This window comes from Pontibacter flavimaris (genome assembly GCF_001907195.1).
GTDB lineage: Bacteria > Bacteroidota > Bacteroidia > Cytophagales > Hymenobacteraceae > Pontibacter > Pontibacter flavimaris.
The window spans coordinates 92,722-112,070 of the sequence record NZ_LVWA01000007.1 but is presented as its reverse complement, the minus strand read 5'-3'; the positions used below and the strand labels follow the sequence as shown (position 1 = coordinate 112,070).

The window sequence follows — 19,349 nt, the reverse complement described above, 5'->3', positions numbered from 1 at the left end:
ACTTATACTTTATACTTCTACATCAGCTCGGCCAGCTCCAGCCACCGGAATTCCTTTTCCTCCAGCTGCTGGTTTATACTTTTCAGCTCCGCGGCAAGCGCATGCAGTGCCTCGTGGTCGGTGACGCCGCCGCTGTTCATGGTGTCGATGATCTCTGCTTTGCGGGTTTCGTGCCGTGCTATTTCCTTCTCCAGTTGCTCATACTCCCTTTTCTCGTTGTAGGTAGCCTTGCGCTTGTTATTTGGTTGCTCCGGCTGTTTCTCTACCACAGGCGCGGGTGTTGCTGCTTTGGCCTCTTCCTGCTGTAGCTTGCCCTGTTTCTCCTGCTCTTTCTGCCACTCGCGGTAGTCGGTGTAGTTGCCCGGGAAGTTGCGGATCTGCCCCTCGCCCTCAAACACGAACAGGTGCTCCACCAGCCGGTCCATAAAGTAGCGGTCGTGGCTCACGATGAGCAGGCAGCCGCCAAAGTTGAGCAGGAAATCCTCCAGGATGTTGAGCGTGATAATGTCCAGGTCGTTGGTGGGCTCATCGAGGATGAGGAAGTTCGGATTCTTGATGAGCACGCGCAGTAGCTGCAGGCGGCGCTTCTCCCCGCCGCTCAGCTTGCTTACGAAGGTATACTGCTGGGGCGGCGCAAACTGGAAATGCTGCAGAAACTGGCTGGCCGTGATCACCTCGCCGTTAGCCATCTCCACCACCTCGGCAATCTCCTTCACGATGTCGATCACGCGCTGGTCTTCCTTAAACGTCAACTCATCCTGGGTATAGTAGCCGAACACAGTGGTCTGGCCGGCATCTATTATACCGGAGTCCGGCTGCAGCTTGCCCGTCAGCATGTTCAGAAAGGTGGATTTGCCGGCGCCGTTCGGACCTACAATGCCGATGCGGTCCTTTTTCTTGAACACATAGCTGAAGTCGTCCACGATCTTCTTCTCCCCAAAGGATTTCGAGATATGGTCCACCTCGATGATCTTGCCACCCTGGCGCGTGGTCTTCACCGACAGCTCCAGCTGCGGCCCGGAAATCTTTTTGGCAGCCTTCTCCTTCAGCTCCTCAAAAGCATCCACCCTATACTTGGCCTTGGTGCCGCGTGCCTTAGGCTGGCGGCGTATCCAGTCCAGTTCCTTGCGCATCAGGTTGCGGGCCTTCTCGGTTTCGGCGGCGGCGGAAAGCTCGCGCTCGGCCTTCTTCTCCAGGAAATAGCTGTAGTTGCCCTTGTAAGTATAAATCTCGCCGTTATCGAGCTCTGCAATCTCGTTGGCCACCTTGTCCAGGAAGTAGCGGTCGTGGGTTACCATCAGCAGGGTGGTGTTCTGGGTGCTCAGCATCCCCTCCAGCCATTCAATGGTGTCCAGGTCCAGGTGGTTGGTGGGCTCATCCAGTATCAGCATGGTGGGCTCCTCTATCAGCACGCGGGCCATGGCCACGCGCTTGCGCTGCCCCCCTGAGAGGCTTTTGATCGGCACGTCCAGGTTGTTGATGCCCAGTTTGGAGAGGACCTGCTTCACTTTCACCTCAAAGTCCCAGGCCTGCAGTTCGTCCATGCGCTCCATCAGGTGCTGCATTCGCTCGGCGCTGGTGTCGGGGTTGGCGATGGCGGTCTCGTAGTCTTTTACCAGCTCCAGGGTCTCGTTCTGCATCGAGAAAATGGTCTGCTGCACGGTCAGCTCCTCGTTAAACTCCGGGTTCTGGCCCAGGTACCCGATGCTCACCTCCCGGCGCACGCTCACACTGCCCTCGTCGGGCGGCAGTTTGCCGGCCAGGATGTTGAGCAGGGTGGTTTTGCCGGAGCCGTTTACGCCCACCAGTACCACGCGCTGCCCCTGGCTGATGCCAAAGTTCAGGTTTTTGAAAAGCCAGCGGTCGCCGAAGCTTTTAGCAATATTTTCTGCAGAGAGGTAATTCATAGGTACAAAGTTAGCGATGTGCTGACACAAAAGATAATGCCGGCGCTACAAAACGGGCAAGTATAAAAAAGGCCGGCCTTATGGGGCCAGCCTTTTTGCTGCGGTTAAGCTTGGTTCTAGTGTATGGTGTCGTGGGTGGCATGGTGCCTGCTGAAGGCTTCGCTCGGTCTGCGGTGGGTGGTAAGCGAGGCAAGTATCGCGAAAACACCACCGATCAGGTGCGGCATGTACACGCGGTCTGCGAAGCTGAACAGCCACGGCGACAGGGCCAGGATCACGCCCAGGCCAAAGTCCACCATCAGGTGCGACTGCATCGGAATCTTGTGGATCAGCCCTACCTCAAAGTCCGTGAAGATGGTCTGCAGCAGGATCAGGATACCGGCCACCACCATCACCCAGGTAGCGTCGCCAACGTCAGAAAAACCGAATAACCAGGGAGCTGCTATAAATAACAACCCCACCACATAATCTAATATCCCGTGGAATCGGGTTGGGATAAATCTCATATTAAACCTCCTTTCGTAATTAGTCTACAGGTTGTTATACGAGCCCGGGTAAATTAGTGTAAAAAATAGTGCAATTCTTTGAGTGAATGGCTATTCGTTCACAACCAACGCACGCGCTATGTAATCGTGCAGCATCTGTTGCCTGCGCGAGTTTATCATCAGCACGAAGCCCAGCCCCAGCGGAATAAGGGAGAGCAGCTTGGAGAAGTAGCGCAGGTTAGCCTGTGCAAACGTGATGGGCCGGCCGCGCAGGTCGGTCACCCGCAGGCCGATAGTGAACTTGCCAATGGTAGCCTGCTTCTGCGACGACTCCAGCACGGTGTAGTACAACCAGTGGAGGAGGGGGAAGTATGGGTTCAGGAAAAGCATTTTGGCCACTGCCGTCAACTCGTTCAGGGCGGCGCCATCGTTAAAGATCTTATCCCAGGTGTAGACATGCTCCAGCTTGCCGCCTAGCCCGTAAATGATAAACGTGTAGAAAAAAACCAGCAGCGTGGTGTCCACCAGAAAAGAAACGAAGCGGGCAGAAAGCGTACCGTATAAGGCAGAACGTTTTACCGTGGGTGCGGGCGAGAGCGTATAAGTGCTTTGCATGAGCAGTAGTAGGGTATATGGTTTTCGGGGGCCTGTGGTGAGGCTTTCATACTCTTCTTCCCTCCCTTCACCAGGAGGAGCACCTTTGGCAAGGTTAGCTACCTGCAACGTTAGCTAAGTGTGGCGTAATTGCTGTTAAAAATACACTTTTATTGTAAAACAGCAAATAGTTTGAATATTTTTTATTTGGGCTTCCGGGTTATGTGATTTATCTTTTCGCTAATATAACTTTTATGGTGAAGTATAAATTCGGAAAGGTTACAAAATATTGTGAACGTACATATTTGGATGGTGAACAGCATCGTTGTATATGTTTTAGTTAATTTCGCAGCTCATGAACCAGGAAATAAAAGACAGGCCGATAGGGATTTTTGACAGTGGGATAGGCGGACTTACTGTGGCTCAGGCCATTATAAGCGTGCTGCCAAACGAGCGCCTCGTATACTTTGGCGACACGGCCCACCTGCCTTATGGCGATAAATCCACGCCGGCGATACAAGCCTACGCTGTGAAGATCTGCGACCTGCTGATACGGCAGCAGTGCAAGGTTATACTTATCGCCTGCAACTCGGCCTCGGCGGCGGCCTATGAACTGGTGAAGGAATATGTGGGCAGCAAGGCCAAGGTACTCAACGTGATCGACCCGATCGTGCAGTACATCGGCCAGGCCTACCCTAATAAAACCGTGGGCCTGATCGGCACCAAGCAAACCGTGAACTCCAACGTGTACCGCAAAAAGGTGGATGAGCTGGACCGCAACATTGAGCTGAGGCCGGTGGCCACACCGCTGCTGGCCGCCATGATCGAAGAGGGCTTCTTCAACGATTCCATCTCCGAAAGCGTGATCCACGCCTACCTCTCGGACCCGCACCTGCAGCAAATTGAGGCGCTTATACTTGGCTGCACCCATTACCCGCTCATCAAGAAGCAGATCGAGAATTATTACAAAGGCGCGGTGGACGTGCTGGATGCCAGCCAGATCGTGGCGCAGCAGGTGAAGGGCTACCTGGAGCAGCATGGCCTGCTGGCCGAAAAACGCTCCGGTGAGCACACCTTCTACGTCTCCGACTTCACCCGCTCCTTCGAGGAAAGCACCCGCATCTTCTTCAAGCGCAAAGTGCATCTGGAGCATTACCCGTTGTGGGAGTAGTTTTGAGTTAGAAAGTTGGGAAGTTAGAAGGTTAGAAAGTATGGGGTAGGGGTGGTTAGACCCCCTCTGTGAATCAAGATCTATTAAGTATAAACCGCTGTTTTCAGGGCCTTCCGCGTAAAAAGCTTATCTTTATATGCTAATCAAGACGAATCCTGATGAAGAAGAAATACCTGACCATAGGCGACCTGAAGCGCAATGCCTTTATTGTGGCCGCCGCTGCCTGCATGGGCCTGACCAGTTGCGGGCCTAATAACCAGAACGAGGAGTGGAATACCGGCGATGAAGTGAAGGTGCCGGACGGTATTATCACAGAGCTGACCGAGGAGGCGCCGGACCAATGGAAAATCACGGACGAGCGCACCACGGCTCCCGGCCAAAGTATGGCCATCCTGAAGTATAACGATGTGCGCGTAGACACGCTGCAGGGCCTGGAGCTGCAAAACCAGCTGAAGGCCCTTGCTGATAACCAGCAGGTGTACCAGCAGGGTGGCTTCGGCATGGGTAATGTGCTGTGGTGGAGTGCGCTGGGCTATATGGCCGGCCGCAACATGGGGCCGCGCGCCGGTTATTACGCCAACCCGAACACCATGAACAATACCGCCGCCTGGCGCCAGAACGTGCAGACCTACCGGCAGCAAAGCACTGCGCCACGCTCCGGTAGAAGCGGCTTTTTCAGAGGCCGAAGTGGTGGGGCAGGCGCTTAATTTCAGTTGAGTTTGATGCAGAAGAATAACAAGATCCACGTGGAGCCGCACTCCGGCGACGTGGAAACGGCCGTGCGTGGCCTGGGCTGGGAGTGGTGCGTGGAAGACGGCTGCGCCAACTATGTGCCCGGCGAGGCGGTGGTGCTGCCCGAGCCGGAGGCGGATTCCCTGCTGGAGGCTGCCGACACGCTCTACGAGATGATGACCAATGCCATTCCGGATAATCTGCCGGACGACTTTCTGCGGGTGCTCGGGATTCCGGAAAACCTGTGGGAGTTGGTGCGGCAGTCGTGGAACGACGACAGGCACTGGCATTTATATGGCCGCTTTGACCTGGCGCAGACGCCGGAGGGGCCAAAGCTGCTGGAGTTTAACGCCGATACCGCTACCTCCATCCCCGAAACCGCCGTGGTGCAGTGGGCCAGCCTGGCCGCCGCCGGTAAAAACGAGGCAAAACAGTACTCGGGCCTGTACGAGGCGCTGGTAGAGCAGCTGAAAACCTGGCGCATGCTCAACGATGACCTGGCTCCCGCGCTGTTGCTCACCTACATGGGCGGCAGCGCCGAGGACGAAGCCAACTGCGCCGTCATAGCCCAGGCTGCCACCGAGGCGGGCTTTGTCCCGCACCTTTGCGCGGCTGAGGAGATGAGCGTGTCTACAGAGGGAGCGGAGCGGGGCGTTTGGGCGCAGGTGGAGGCGGAGCAGTGGCGGCAGTTCCCGTTCCTCTTCAAGCTGCTGCCCTGGGAGCAGATTGCCTGGGACGAGCCCGAGCTTTGCGACAGCCTGACGCAACTTTCCGCTTCCCGCACGGTGGTCATCGCCAACCCGGCTTATACCTTGTTGTTCCAAAGCAAAGGCATGCTGGCCTGGCTCTGGAAGGCGTACCCGTACCACCCGCTCCTCCTCGAAACCGACCTTTCGCCGCTCACGGGCAAGTATATCCGCAAGCCATACTTCGGGCGCGAAGGACAAAGTATAGAAGTGGTGGATAAAGTGCGTATAACCAAAGTACGGGGCGATTACGATAGCCAGCAGCAGGTGTACCAGCGCTGGTGCGAATTGCCCGAGGACAGCAAGGGCTATACTTACCAGGCGGGCGTGTTTTGGGCAGGTGAAGGCTGCGCGATTGGCTTCAGAAGGGAGAAGGGTATCATCACCAACCTCTCGCAGTTTGTGCCGCATTTGGTGGAATAATTTATACTTTAAACACACGATGACAATAGAATCAGAGGAAGAGTTGGCCGGCATGCAGCAGGTAAGCGAGGCTGTTGCTGTTACACTAAGGAAAATGCGTGAATATGCCAAGGCAGGCATCACCACAAAACAGCTGGACGAATATGGCTATGAGGTGCTGCAATCCTTCGGGGCTGCGTCCGCACCAAAAATCACCTACGACTTCCCCGGCTATACGTGCATCAGCATCAACAACGAGGCGGCACACGGCATCCCTTCTGAGAGCACGGTACTGAAAGAAGGAGATTTAATAAATATTGACGTGTCGGCGGAGTTGAATGGCTTCTATGCCGATAACGGGGGCTCTTTTATACTTGGCAAGGATGTGCACGGCCTGAATAAGCTGGTGGAGACGTCTGTAAGTGCGCTGCACAAGGCGCTGAAGGAAATCAGAGGCGGAAAAAGAATCTCCGAGATAGGGAGAATTATTGAAACGGAAGCCAAAAGAAACGGCTTTAAAGTGATCAAGAACCTGGTTGGGCACGGCGTAGGAAGAAGCCTGCATGAGGCGCCGGATGAGATCCCTTGCTTTTACGACCGTTACAACACGCAGCGCTTCCGGAAAAACACCGTAGTAGCCGTAGAAACGTTTATCTCCACCAAAGGCAGTTATACTCACGAGAAAGGCGACGGCTGGACGCTGTTGGCCGAAAAGGGCGGGTATGTGGCCCAGCACGAACACACGATCCTCATCACCGACGGAGAGCCGATCATCCTGACCAAAGCGAACGGGATATAAACCTCGGCACAGCCTCCCGCCGTTTAACTGCATAGGAAAATTTGAAGATGTGGCGATTTCTGAAGTATAGCTATACATTACCCCTGTGCCTGCTGGTCTTTTGCTGTAAGCAAGTGCAGGAGGAGGAGTATTCACGCCTTACAGAGCAGGATATAAATGAAGTGATTCATGCAATTGTTGTTCAGGATAGCTTGTTTTATGGTAAGAGTAGCGATATACCACTATCGACAGATCTCTTCAGGCTTGATTTATACTTCCCTGATGCTACCCTAAACGGGCAAGATCCTCCACCTGTACCTTGGAAGAGCAATTTTTATGAGCTTATAGGTTTACATGGGAAAACCTCTCCTTTCACAGTACAAGACTCTTCTTATCTACTTTTTCAATACGAGAAGCTACAAGGGTTTGTGTTAGACAGAGGTATCTATAGAAATATCCACTTTACAACCTGGGAGGAACAAGAACCGAAACTTAGAGCTCAGGAGCATACGGCTTTCTACGAATTGTCTATACCACTTTTCTCTGCTGATAAAACTAAAGTCTATGTAGAAATGAACTACAGGTGCTATAAGTTGTGTGGGTATGGGAAAGAGTATGTATTAGAGAAGACTAATGGAAAGTGGATCGTTGTAAAGAAAAGCGTGAAATGGTTCTCATAGTTCAGCCCATCCCTAAATCCTGCAAAACCTCATTCAGACAAAAGTCATCTCCAAATTCCCATATCTTCAAATTTCCAAATTTAGCCCTACCTTTGCCTGTTCACAAAGCCTAACCGCGTATGCTCGCTTTTCTGCTGACCTTAGGAGCCTTGCTGGGAGTGGTGATTGCGCTGGCCTACGCCGAGCGCAAGGTGGCCGCTTTTATGCAGGACCGCATGGGGCCTACCGAGGCAGGGCCGCAGGGCTCGCTACAGGCCGTGGCCGACGTGCTGAAGCTGCTGCAGAAAGAAGACATTGTGCCTGCCGCGGCCGATAAAAAACTCTTCAAGCTGGCGCCTATCCTCATTTTTGCTGCTGTTTTTGCGGGCTTTGCCGTGATTCCGTTTTCCCCGGATCTTATACCCGCTGGCATTGGCATTGGCGTGTTTTACCTGCTGGCCATTATCTCGCTGGATGTGGTGGGGCTGCTGATGGCCGGCTGGGGCTCCAATAACAAGTATGCCATGCTGGGAGCGATGCGCTCGGTGGCGCAGATCGTTTCCTATGAGATTCCGGCGGGGCTGGCCATACTTTCGGTGGTGATGGTGTGCCAGTCGCTGGACTTCCAGGAGATTAGCTACCAGCAGGGCGCTTTAATGAACCAGTTTCCGGGGCTGGAGTACGAGATGAACTGGCTCTTCGGCATCGAAGCCTTGGGCATCAACACCACCACGATCGGCGGCATCACGACCTGGAACATTTTCCGGGCTCCCATACTTCTGGTAGCCTTTGTGATCTACTTCATCGCCTCGCTGGCCGAGAGCAACCGCGCCCCGTTCGACATTCCGGAGGCGGAATCGGAGCTGGTGGCCGGTTTCCACGTAGAATACTCAGGGTTTCGGTTTGCCATATTGTTCCTGGCCGAGTACAGTATGATGGTCTTGGTGAGTTTGGTGGCTGTCATACTTTTCCTGGGTAGTTGGAACACGCCGTTGCCCAACATCGGCCCTGTGGCGCTGGCTTACTGGACTTCCGGCACGCCCGGCGAACTATCAAGTATAGGTTGGGGCATCTTCTGGCTGCTAAGCAAGACGTTTATACTTTTATTCCTGCAACTGCAACTCCGCTGGACTTACCCACGCCTGCGCGTAGACCAGCTCATGCACCTGTGCTGGAAAGTGCTTACGCCGGTAGCGCTGGCCGTCGTTTTAATAGCTGGCATCTGGCGTTTGTTGATGATATGATTTTGGACGAAAGAGTGGAGAGGGAAATCAGATGCTTTGATAGCCGGTTGTAGTGCGTCATAAAGATTAAAATTATAAGGATATGGATAAGAGAGTAGCAATTAAAATAATGTTGTGGCTAATCGTAACTATCACGATTTTTCACATGGCTATTCTTTTCAAGGTTATTCCTTATGAAATTACATGGGGTGGTAGATTGAAAAGTGACTCTGAGATGTATGTGTTCGAATCAATATCTTTAGCAATCAATTTCTTTCTGGGTTTCGTTCTTTTAATAAAAGGAGAGTATGTGAAGCAGATTTTACCCCTGAAAATTGTTAACACTGTTTTATGGGCATTTCTGGTATTATTTATCTTAAACACCATTGGAAACATTGTAGCAAAGACAGATTTTGAGAAATACTTTGCAATCATAACGCTCTCTTTCTCTATTCTGATTTGGATTATTCTGGATAAAAGCAAAAAGCTACGAAGGCACAACAACACCTATAGTGCATAGACGCACCATAGCCCAGTCCGATGCACAACTTTATTGAGGCACTCAGGAAGAGATTGCAGGAGCCACTGCCTGGTGAAGCAGCGCATAATTTAATGGCAAGCGCCACCCGGAGTAACCTTAAAATCAGGCCGAAGCCTGACAGCCAGACGAAAGAAAGCGCGGTACTGATCTTGTTTTACCAGGATGAAGACAACATAAAGCTGCCACTTATCCTGAGGCCCGTTTACGCGGGCGTACACAGTGGCCAGATAGGGCTGCCCGGAGGCAGAAAGGAAAAAGCCGATGCAGATTTCTACCAAACAGCCTTAAGAGAGGCGCAGGAAGAAATAGACATCAACCCGGCAGATGTTACCGTTGTTGGCCACCTGAGCGATCTCTTTGTATTTGCCAGCAACCACATGGTGCATCCGGTAGTTGGTTATATGAAGTATAAGCCGGCTTTTTTAATTGAGCCGAGAGAGGTAGACCAACTGATAGAAGTATCGCTCTCCACGCTGCTCGACAAAAGCTTCAGGGGTATCACGAATATGGTGGTAGCTGACAATGTCGAGATTTCTGCGCCTTACTTTGGTGTGGACGGCCATACGGTCTGGGGCGCCACAGCCATGATGCTGAGTGAGTTGGTAAGTATAATAAATGAGTTGGAGGAGGATGCGCTCTGAGTGCGTTGAACGCTTAACTCAAAATTCTTAACTTGAAAGAAGTGAAAAAACATACAGGTTTTGGGTTCGTGGTGAAGTCGCTGGTGAGCGGGCTTGGCCTGACGTGGCGGCACTTTAAGAATGCCCGCAACCGCCGCACGCCGGAGTATGTGTCGGACGAGAATTACTTTAAGCAGCCCGATGGTATGGCGACGCTCAAGTACCCGTACGAGGCCCTCCCCGTGCCCGACAACGGCCGCTACCGCCTGCACAACGAGATCGACGACTGCATTGTCTGCGACCTCTGCGCCAAAGTATGCCCGGTCAACTGCATCACCATTGAGTCGGTAAAAGCTACGGAAGAGATTGGCATGACCTCCGACGGCACCAAAAAGCGCCTCTACGCGCCGGTATTCGACATCGATATGGCCAAGTGCTGTTACTGCGGCCTCTGCACCACTGTTTGCCCCACCGACTGCCTCACCATGACGCCGGTATACGATTTTGCCGAAGTAGATATCAAGAACATGGTCTACCACTTCACCGACCTCACGCCGGAGCAGTCTGAGGAGAAGAAGCAGCTACTGGCCAAACAGCAGGAGGAGATGGCAGCGGCCAAAGCAGCGGCGCTGGCAGCGAGGAAAAAAGATTAATTGTTAAATTGCTGCATTGTTTAATTGTTAAAATAAAAAAACATAGCGCAAGCGTCCGCTTGTGCTGCCGCAGTAGAAATGCTAACAAGGCACAAGCGGACGCTTGCGCCAGAAGACGAACAACGAATAACGATTAACTAACAACGATTAAGGACCATCGAAACCGTGCTTTTCTACCTCTTCGCCATACTTGCCATACTTTCGGCGGCCTACGTGGTGCTGACGCGCAACCTGCTGTATGCGGGTTTTTCGCTGCTGATCACCTTGCTGAGCATAGCTGGCATTTACGTGCTGCTGTTTGCGGATTTTATCGCCGTTACGCAACTGATGGTGTACGTGGGCGGAGTGCTGGTGCTCATCCTATTCGGTATCATGCTCAGCAGCCGCGTGCACAACAAATCGGTGCTGTCGGAGAGCGTGAACAAAGTATGGGGAACCTTAGTGGCCGGGCTTCTACTTGTCGGGCTGAGCTATGCCATACTTAAGGCGAATATTGCCTCGCTGCCCTGGCTGCAGAATACCGAAATAGAGGTGCTGGGCAATCAGAAAAGCACGGTGCAAAGTATAGGCATTAAGTTGATGACCGATTTTGTGTTGCCCTTTGAACTGGCCTCGCTGTTGCTGCTCATCGCCCTGATGGGTGCCGCTTACGTGGCCACCGAAAAACAGAACGCATAAGTATGGAGCAGATTCCGTTAGAGCATATTTTACTCCTGAGCGCCGCGCTCTTCAGCATTGGGGTGCTGGCCGTTATCTCCAAGCGCCATGCGGTGGTGGTGCTGATGGGCATTGAGCTTATTTTCAACGCTGCCAACCTCAACCTGGTCGCCTTCAGCCGCCACGACCCTGCTTTGCTGCAGGGCCAAATGTTCTCCCTCTTTGTTATCCTGGTGGCCGCTGCCGAGGCAGCCGTCGCGCTGGCCATCGTGCTGCGGGTGTATCAGTACTTTAAAACGGCCAACCTGAGTGAGGTGGCGACACAGGAGTAACTTTTCCTGCCGCAAGTTTTCAACTTGTGGCTTTGCATGAGGTTGAGTTTGTAACTCAACTGGGCCGGAGGACCAGGGTATCTGCTAAAGGGCATCCCGATTAAAGTACTCATTTATACTTTTCTGCTCCGCAGCTGGCTTAACTAGCCCTGAAATCTCCCCCAAAGTATACTTATTAGTTTAAAGCAATATATGTAACTTTGCCCGCTGTTTGCTGGCCCCGGCCACGCCAGTCCCTAACAAAACCAGAAGCATACCTTGGAGCTATCCGAACTCTTGAAGCCGTTGGCAGCCACGCCCCAAACCACCACCGCGCTGGTGGTGCTGTTGCTGCCGCTGCTGGGCTTTCTGGTGCTGTTTATACTTGGCAGGCGCCTGCCGCGGCACGGCGACTGGCTGGGCATCGGGCTGACGACGGGGGCGTTTATACTTTCCGGATGGCTGTTTACGCAGACCTGGAACACCGCCACGTTTCACATGCGCACTACCTGGTTCAGTCTGCCGGGTAATTCCCTGACTGATTTCACGGCCGGCATCCTGCTGGATAATCTCACGGTGCTGATGCTGGTAATCGTGACCTTCATCTCGCTGCTGGTGCAGCTGTTCTCGGTGGGCTACATGCACGGCGACAAGGGGTACAGCCGTTACTTCGCTTTCCTGGGCCTGTTTACCTTTAGCATGCTGGGCATTGTGCTGGTGGACAACCTGCTGTTGCTGTTCATGTTCTGGGAGCTGGTAGGATTATCCTCATACCTGCTCATTGGCTTCTGGTTCCATAAACCGGCGGCGGTGGCGGCCAACAAAAAGGCTTTCCTCATTAACCGCATTGGCGATATCGGGTTGCTGCTTGGGCTGTTCGCCTTTTATACGTACTTCCGCACCTTCGACCTGGAAGCCTTGCGCCTGCTCATCGGGAACGGTATTTGGGAGGGTGGCAGTTTTATCGCCACGTATACGTTGGACGGACAGGATTGGCGGGTGGAGCTGGGGCCTATCTTCCTGACGGTGGCGGGGTTGGGGCTGTTTATGGGCTGCGTGGGCAAGTCGGCGCAGTTTCCGCTGCAGGTCTGGCTGCCCGATGCCATGCAGGGGCCTACGCCGGTTTCGGCGCTGATACACGCGGCTACCATGGTGGCAGCCGGGGTGTACCTGGTAGCGCGCTGCTATGCTTTTTTCACGCCGGAGGCGCTTGTCGTTATCGCTATCATTGGTGCTATTACCGCCTTGGTAGGTGCTTTGGTGGCGCTTACGCAGTATGATATTAAGGCTGTACTGGCTTTCTCTACCATCTCACAACTGGGCTACATGGTGATGGGCATGGGCACGGGCGCACACGACGCGGCGCTGTTTCACCTGTCTACCCACGCATTTTTCAAGGCAGCACTTTTCCTCAACTCGGGCATCATCATCCACGCCATACACCGGGGGCTGCACCAGCACCACCTGCCCCTCGACGCGCAGGACATCCGAAACATGGGAGGGCTGCGCAAAGCCATGCCGCTCACGTTTTATACTTATCTTATCGCCGCTGCCGCCCTGGTAGGCTTGCCGCTGTTTTCAGGTTTCCTGTCGAAAGACGCCATACTTTCGGGCAGCTGGACCTGGGCCCAGACCATGGGGGGCGGTTTATACTTTGTGATTCCCATTATCGGGTTTACGGTAGTGCTGCTCACGGCTTTTTACATGGCGCGGCACATGTGGTTTATCTTCTTCGGCGCGTTCAGGGCAGCTTTTCCGGTGCAGGATGTGCGGCTAGCGGCAGGGCAGGAGGTGGAGCGCGTGATGTTGCTTCCGGTGATCCTGCTTGCCATACTTTCGCTGAGCATCTTCTTCTCGCTAAACCCACTGAGCTTCGGCGGCAGCTGGCTTCTGCAGGGCATCAGCCTGGAAAGACTGTCCACCTCCTACATCCTGGCGGATGAGCTGGTGCAGGCGGTGATAGCACGTGATGCGGCCAACCATACGTTGCACCTGGTGTTCGGTATACTTTCCACGTTGCTGGGGGTGGCGGGCATTGGTTGGGCTATTTTAAAGTATAGAAACCGACCCGCCGAACAGTTGCTGCAGGAGCAGCCAAAGGGCAAACTGGCGCAGTTCTCGCACCAGCATTTCCGCCTGAACGAGTTCTACGATAGAACCTTCGTGCAGCCAACGCTCGCGCTCGGCCACCAGTTGTACCGCATCGACAAACGCATCATCGATTATACGTTGAACAACGGCAGCAAGGCGCTGGTGATCCTGGCCAAGATCGTGGCCTGGGTAGACCGCTGGGTAGTGGATGGGCTGGTGTGGCTGGTGGGGGCACTCTCGAAGGTAATGGGGCGCGTGGGCCGCGGGCTGCAGAACGGCAAGGTGCAAAGTTACTTCGCTTACTCGCTGTTTGGATTTATTTTACTCATGCTATATATCATCCTGTTTTGATTTACCTTTGGGATCAGGATTTTTAGGAGGAAAGGATTGGCAGGATTTCGCCATGAATAGTGAGACGATTTATTTCTCCTGGTTTCCGGAGTTTATACTTCCTGTTTGCAACTGTAGCTTATAGTATAGACAGCCAGAAGATCCAACACAAGTGCATTCAGAAGAAAAGTCTTGTGTCGTGATACGTGATACTTGTGTCTTAAAAAGAAATGGATTTTATACTTAGTAGCCTCATTTTTACACCCTTATTGGCAGCGCTTGTCATCCTGCTGCTGCCGGTGCGCCTGCAAAAGCCGATCAAGGCGGTGACGCTGCTGGCGGCGCTGGTGCAGATGGGGTTGGCCATACTTTTATACTTCCGGTTTGATGGCGCAACGGTGGCCAACGGGCAGACAGGCTACCAGTTTGTGCAGCAGCTCAACTGGATCGGCTTTTCGCTCGGCAGCCTGGGCCGCTTCCAGATCGACTACTTTGTGGGCGTGGACGGCGTGAGCATCAGCCTGGTGCTGCTCACGGGTTTGGTAGGCGTGATCGGGGTGATCTCTTCCTGGAACATCACCAAAAACGTGAAAGGCTATTTCCTGCTTTACCTGCTGCTCCTGACGAGCGTGATGGGCTGCTTCCTGGCCCTCGACTTCTTCCTCTTCTACCTCTTCTTCGAGTTCATGCTCCTGCCCATGTACTTCCTCATCGGCATCTGGGGCGGCCCGAAACGCGAGTATGCGGCCATCAAGTTCTTCATTTATACCTTGGTCGGCTCGCTGTTTATCCTGATCGTGATGATCGGGCTTTATACTTCGGTGATTGACCCGGCGGCGACGGCGGTGGAGATGGGGCTGCTGGAGCGGGGGCAAACGGCCAGTACCGAGGTACTCACACAGGTGCAGCAGATGCTGCAGCGCAACCAGATCAGCAACTACAACCTGGTGCGTACCTTCAGCATTCCGGCCATGATGGAGCCGGCCAATTTTATCCCTGACAGCCTGCTGCACGTGCTCTCGGGAAGCGTGCTTTGGAACCTGCCGCTGCGCTTTATCGCGTTTCTGCTGTTGTTTGCCGGTTTTGCCATCAAGGTGCCGTCGGTGCCGGTGCACACCTGGCTGCCCGATGCGCACGTGGAGGCGCCCACGCCCATTTCGGTGCTGCTGGCGGCTATACTTTTAAAGGTAGGTGGCTATGGCCTGATCCGCATTGTGTACCCCATCTTCCCGGATGCCGGCACTTACTTTTCCATACTTGTCGGCGGGCTGGGTGTGCTCTCGATTATCTATGGGGCGATGAACGCGCTGGCCATGAAAGACCTCAAGAAGCTTATTGCCTACTCCTCGGTGTCGCACATGGGCTTTGTACTGCTGGGGCTGGCCTCGCTTACCAACGAGGGCGTGAACGGTGCCATTTACATGATGTTCAGCCACGGCATTATTTCGGCCATGCTCTTTTTGGTGGTAGGCGTGATTTATGACCGTGCCCATGACCGCATGATCCATAACTTCCGGGGACTGGCCAACGCGATGCCGGCTTATACTGCCTTTGTGGTAATCGCTTTCTTTGCCTCGCTGGGGATGCCGGGCTTTTCCGGGTTTATCTCGGAGCTGTTGGTGCTGGTGGGCGGCTTTGGTGCGCCGGAGGCCACAGGCTTGCTGCCGCGCTGGCTGACGGTGGTGGCGGTGTTTGGCCTGCTACTGAGCGCGGCTTACTACCTGTGGGCGCTGCAGCGCATGTTCTTTGGTAAGTTCTGGATTTTCCCCGAGCTGCGCCCGAATGCCCTCATCACCGACCTGAACACAAGAGAATACCTGATGCTGGTGCCGCTGGCGGTGCTAGCCCTGGTCTTCGGTATTTTCCCGCACCTGCTGCTCGACAAGATCGGACTGACGGTGAACGGCTACACGGAGATGGTGCTGCTGCGCGGGCAGGAGCAATTGGGCTTAATTTTATCAACCCTGAAATAAGTGAACGAACAGGCGGTATACTTGTCGGATAAGCTGGACGCCATACTTGCCGGGGCGGGCTCGCTGCTGCCCGAGCTGGTGCTGGCCGGCTTCTTCCTGCTGGTCGTCACGCTCGATCTCTTTAAAGCCCGAAGTATAAAAATACTCTTGCCCTGGCTGGCGCTGACCGGTTTGTTCTGGGTGCTGGTGCTGCAGGTGCTGGGCGGCTATACTTCCGGCGACACGCCTTTCCTGGATCTGCTCCTTTCGGATGGCCTTGCCCGCTACGGGGGCATCCTGTTTAGCGCGGCGGGTATTTTTACGGTGCTCATGGCTTTGCAGCACCCGCGCCTGGAGAAGCTGCAGGAGGGTAGGGGCGAATTCTACGCGCTTGTACTCATACTTGTGCTGGGCCTCAACCTGATGGCCAAGTCGGTGAACCTGCTGATGGTGTTCCTGGCCATCGAGCTGGTTTCCATCGCCTCCTATATCCTTACCCTTACGTTTAAAGCCGAGAAACGCGCCGTGGAGGCCGGCCTGAAGTATGTGCTCTACGGAACCTTCTCCGCAGGCGTGATGCTGTACGGCATGTCGTTTTTCTATGGCCTGACGGGCACGCTGGCTTATACTTCAGAGAGCTTCGTGATGGGCCTGTACCGCGCTGATACGCTGCTGGTAACCGTGGCTGCGGTGCTGGTGCTGGCTGGGTTCTTTTTTAAGATCTCCGCCGCCCCTTTTCATTTCTGGACCCCGGATGTGTACCAGGGCGCACCGATGCCCGTGGTGGCGCTGTTCTCCACCGGCCCGAAGATGGCGGGCATCCTGGTTATACTTCGCTTCATCAACAACTTTACCGATGCGGATGCTTTCGCCGATGTGCAGCTGCTGCTGGGCGTGGCGGTCCTGGCAACACTGGCTGTCGGAAACTTTACGGCGCTGTGGCAACGCACGCCACGCCGGCTGCTGGCCTATTCCTCGGTGTCGCATGCCGGTTTTTTGCTGATGGCGCTGCTGGCTTTCGGCACCGGTTACACTTCTAGCGTGCTGTTTTACCTCACGGTGCTGCTGTTCATGAACTTCGGCATCTTTTTGCTGCTGCAGGTGGCCGAGGAAAAGTATGGCGTGTATACGTTGGAGGGCTTTTCGGGCCTGGGCCGGCTGCAGCCATACTTCGGGGTGATGGCCCTGGTGTACCTGCTCTCGCTCACGGGGCTGCCGCCGCTGGCCGGTTTTATGGGCAAGCTGCTTATCTTTAGCAATGTGTGGGAGGCGTACACGCTGTCGGCAAACAACATGCTGCTGGCCCTGTTAATACTGGGGATCCTGCTGACGGGGGTGGCGCTTTTTTACTATATCAAGATACCATACTACCTTTTCTTCAAAGGGAATCAATCTCACGAAAATTTAGTTATTTCACCGTCAGAAAAACTGTTGCTGGCGCTGTTCGCCCTGCCGCTGCTGGTCCTGTTCTTTAAACCCGACCTGCTGCTTGGCTGGATAGAGCAATTGCTGGCGCAGACACTATAAAGCACTCATGAGCGACGCAATAAAGCACGAATGTGGTATCGCCTTAATCAGGCTCCGCAAACCCATTAGTTACTACGCCAAGAAGTACGGCACGCCGATGTATGGCATCAACAAGCTGTACCTGCTCATGCAGAAGCAGCACAACCGCGGCCAGGACGGCGCGGGCGTGGCCAGCATCAAGATCAACGCCCTGCCCGGCATCGATTACATCAGCCGCTTCCGCTCCGTGAAGACCCGCGCCATCGACAGCATCTTTGGCAAGATCAGCAAGGAGTACAAGGCGCTGCAGGAGCAGTACCCCGACAAGGCCGAGGATGTGGAGTGGGTGTGGGAGAACATGCCGTTTTTAGGTGATGTGTACCTGGGCCACCTGCGCTACGGCACCCACGGCGTAAACAGCGTGGACAACTGCCACCCGATGGTGCGCGAGAACAACTGGCGCAGCCGCTCGCTGGCCGTGGCCGGCAACTTCAACATGACCAACGTGGATGAGCAGTTCGAGAAACTGCTGGAGCTGGGCCAGCACCCCAAGCAGAAGACCGACACCACCACGGTGTTGGAAAAGATCGGCCACTTCCTCGACGAGGAGAACCAGGTGCTGTTCGACAACTACAAGCAAGGCGATTACACCAACAAAGAGATCACCCAACTCATAGAGCAGAACCTGGACATGCAGCGTGTGCTCAGGCGCGCCGGCAAGGATTTTGACGGGGGCTATGCCATGGCTGGCCTCACGGGCTATGGCGCCTCCTTCGTGATGCGCGACCCGAACGGCATCCGTCCGGCGTATTACTACATGGATGACGAGGTGGTGGTAGTGGCCTCGGAGAAGCCGGCCATTAAAACCGCTTTTGGCATTGAGTACAGCCAGATAAAGGAGATTGCCCCGGGCCACGCCCTGATCGTGGACAAGGCCGGCAACCCGCAACTGAGGGAGATCGTGGAGCCGCGCGAAAAGCTTTCGTGCAGCTTTGAGCGCATCTACTTCTCCCGCGGCAACGACCCGGAGATTTATACCGAGCGCAAGAACATGGGCAAGCTGCTTTGCAAGCAGATACTGGAGTCCATCAATTACGACCTGAAGAACACCGTTTTCTCCTACATCCCCAACACAGCCGAAACCTCGTGGCTGGGCATGATGAAGGGCATCGAGAACTACCTGCGCGACTATCGCAAGCAGGCCATACTCAACCAGAAGCTGACGGAGGAGGAACTCGACGAGATCCTGCAGTTTAAGCCGCGGGCCGAGAAACTGGTCATCAAGGACGCCAAGCTGCGTACCTTCATCACCGACGACAGCAGCCGCAACGACCTGGTAACGCACGTGTACGATACTACCTACGAGGTGGTGAAGAAGGGTGTGGACACGCTGGTAGTGCTGGACGACTCGATCGTGCGCGGCACGACGCTGGAGAAAAGCATCATCAAGATGCTCGACAAACTGGAGCCCAAGAAGATCATCATCGTGTCCTGCGCGCCGCAGATCCGCTACCCCGACTGCTATGGCATCGACATGTCGCGGATGAAGGAGTTTGTGGCTTTCAGGGCGCTGCTGGCCCTGCTCAAGGATAGAGGCAAGGTAATAAGGGTGCAGGAGACGTATAAAAAATGCCTTGCCGCCGCCGGAACGCCAGCCTTCAAAGAAACTAACTTCGTGCAGGAGCTATACAACATGTTCACGCATGATGAGATTTCGAACAAGGTTGCCGAGATCGTGAAGGCGCCGGATGTTAAGGCAGAGGTACAGGTGATCTACCAGACCATCGAGGACCTGCACCAGGCCTGCCCGAACCATAAAGGCGACTGGTACTTCACCGGCAACTACCCCACACCAGGCGGTACCGGCGTGGTAAACCGTGCCTTCATGAACTTTGTCGAGAACAAGTCCGGAAGGGCTTACTAGGAAGTATAAAGTATAAATCCATACTTAAGACCGGCCGCTGTACCTTGTGCAGCGGCCGGTTTTGTTT

The 19,349-nt window shown here is 54.3% G+C and carries 18 protein-coding genes; 15 read left to right on the top strand and 3 right to left on the bottom strand.

Annotated features, from left to right (window positions below; translation table 11 throughout):
• Nucleotides 1–17 precede the first annotated feature (17 nt).
• The 3 genes from A3841_RS13150 to A3841_RS13140 form a co-directional block, all read right to left on the bottom strand.
• On the bottom strand, nt 18–1,907 hold the full coding sequence (locus A3841_RS13150) for an ABC-F family ATP-binding cassette domain-containing protein (protein ID WP_073852801.1): 1,890 nt from the start codon (nt 1,905–1,907) through the stop codon (nt 18–20).
• Nucleotides 1,908–2,023: 116 nt separating this feature from the next.
• Nucleotides 2,024–2,413 (bottom strand): SPW repeat protein, encoded by a 390-nt coding sequence (locus A3841_RS13145; RefSeq protein WP_073852800.1) that lies wholly within the window; start codon nt 2,411–2,413, stop codon nt 2,024–2,026.
• Nucleotides 2,414–2,503: 90 nt separating this feature from the next.
• Nucleotides 2,504–3,007, bottom strand: coding sequence for an RDD family protein (locus A3841_RS13140; RefSeq protein ID WP_073852799.1), 504 nt, complete (start codon nt 3,005–3,007; stop codon nt 2,504–2,506).
• A 334-nt stretch (nt 3,008–3,341) separates the two neighbouring features.
• On the opposite strand from A3841_RS13140, the gene murI reads away from it, so the two are divergent.
• The 15 genes from murI (at nt 3,342) to A3841_RS13065 (ending at nt 19,282) form a co-directional block, all read left to right on the top strand.
• A complete protein-coding gene (gene murI, locus A3841_RS13135; RefSeq protein ID WP_073852798.1) occupies nt 3,342–4,157 on the top strand; it encodes a glutamate racemase in 816 nt (271 codons plus the stop codon).
• A 158-nt stretch (nt 4,158–4,315) separates the two neighbouring features.
• Nucleotides 4,316–4,864, top strand: coding sequence for a hypothetical protein (locus tag A3841_RS13130; protein ID WP_073852797.1), 549 nt, complete (start codon nt 4,316–4,318; stop codon nt 4,862–4,864).
• 15 nt (nt 4,865–4,879) lie between these two features.
• Nucleotides 4,880–6,058, top strand: coding sequence for a glutathionylspermidine synthase family protein (locus A3841_RS13125; RefSeq protein WP_073852796.1), 1,179 nt, complete (start codon nt 4,880–4,882; stop codon nt 6,056–6,058).
• A gap of 19 nt (nt 6,059–6,077) precedes the next feature.
• Complete coding sequence (gene map / locus A3841_RS13120) at nt 6,078–6,836, top strand: type I methionyl aminopeptidase (protein WP_073852795.1); 759 nt, start codon at nt 6,078–6,080, stop codon at nt 6,834–6,836.
• A gap of 47 nt (nt 6,837–6,883) precedes the next feature.
• Nucleotides 6,884–7,495, top strand: a complete 612-nt coding sequence (locus A3841_RS13115; protein ID WP_073852794.1) for a hypothetical protein — start codon at nt 6,884–6,886, stop codon at nt 7,493–7,495.
• 119 nt (nt 7,496–7,614) lie between these two features.
• Nucleotides 7,615–8,718, top strand: coding sequence for a complex I subunit 1/NuoH family protein (locus tag A3841_RS13110; protein WP_073852793.1), 1,104 nt, complete (start codon nt 7,615–7,617; stop codon nt 8,716–8,718).
• 82 nt (nt 8,719–8,800) lie between these two features.
• Nucleotides 8,801–9,217 carry a hypothetical protein gene (locus tag A3841_RS13105; protein WP_073852792.1) on the top strand — a complete coding sequence of 139 codons (417 nt, stop codon included), beginning with the start codon at nt 8,801–8,803 and terminating at the stop codon, nt 9,215–9,217.
• A gap of 92 nt (nt 9,218–9,309) precedes the next feature.
• On the top strand, nt 9,310–9,879 hold the full coding sequence (locus tag A3841_RS13100) for an NUDIX hydrolase (protein WP_235861408.1): 570 nt from the start codon (nt 9,310–9,312) through the stop codon (nt 9,877–9,879).
• A 41-nt stretch (nt 9,880–9,920) separates the two neighbouring features.
• Nucleotides 9,921–10,511 (top strand): NuoI/complex I 23 kDa subunit family protein, encoded by a 591-nt coding sequence (locus A3841_RS13095; RefSeq protein WP_235861406.1) that lies wholly within the window; start codon nt 9,921–9,923, stop codon nt 10,509–10,511.
• A 165-nt stretch (nt 10,512–10,676) separates the two neighbouring features.
• Nucleotides 10,677–11,189: an NADH-quinone oxidoreductase subunit J family protein gene (locus A3841_RS13090; protein ID WP_235861405.1), complete on the top strand. Its 513-nt coding sequence runs from the start codon at nt 10,677–10,679 to the stop codon at nt 11,187–11,189.
• Between the two features lie 2 nt (nt 11,190–11,191).
• Nucleotides 11,192–11,500 carry an NADH-quinone oxidoreductase subunit NuoK gene (nuoK, locus tag A3841_RS13085; protein ID WP_073852788.1) on the top strand — a complete coding sequence of 103 codons (309 nt, stop codon included), beginning with the start codon at nt 11,192–11,194 and terminating at the stop codon, nt 11,498–11,500.
• A 258-nt stretch (nt 11,501–11,758) separates the two neighbouring features.
• Nucleotides 11,759–13,921: an NADH-quinone oxidoreductase subunit L gene (gene nuoL, locus A3841_RS13080; protein WP_073852787.1), complete on the top strand. Its 2,163-nt coding sequence runs from the start codon at nt 11,759–11,761 to the stop codon at nt 13,919–13,921.
• Nucleotides 13,922–14,130: 209 nt separating this feature from the next.
• Nucleotides 14,131–15,873, top strand: coding sequence for a complex I subunit 4 family protein (locus A3841_RS13075; protein WP_073852786.1), 1,743 nt, complete (start codon nt 14,131–14,133; stop codon nt 15,871–15,873).
• Nucleotides 15,874–17,379, top strand: coding sequence for an NADH-quinone oxidoreductase subunit N (locus A3841_RS13070; RefSeq protein ID WP_073852785.1), 1,506 nt, complete (start codon nt 15,874–15,876; stop codon nt 17,377–17,379).
• A gap of 7 nt (nt 17,380–17,386) precedes the next feature.
• The gene (locus A3841_RS13065; RefSeq protein ID WP_073852784.1) at nt 17,387–19,282 is read left to right on the top strand and encodes an amidophosphoribosyltransferase; all 1,896 of its coding nucleotides are present in this window, start codon (nt 17,387–17,389) and stop codon (nt 19,280–19,282) included.
• Nucleotides 19,283–19,349: the final 67 nt, after the last annotated feature.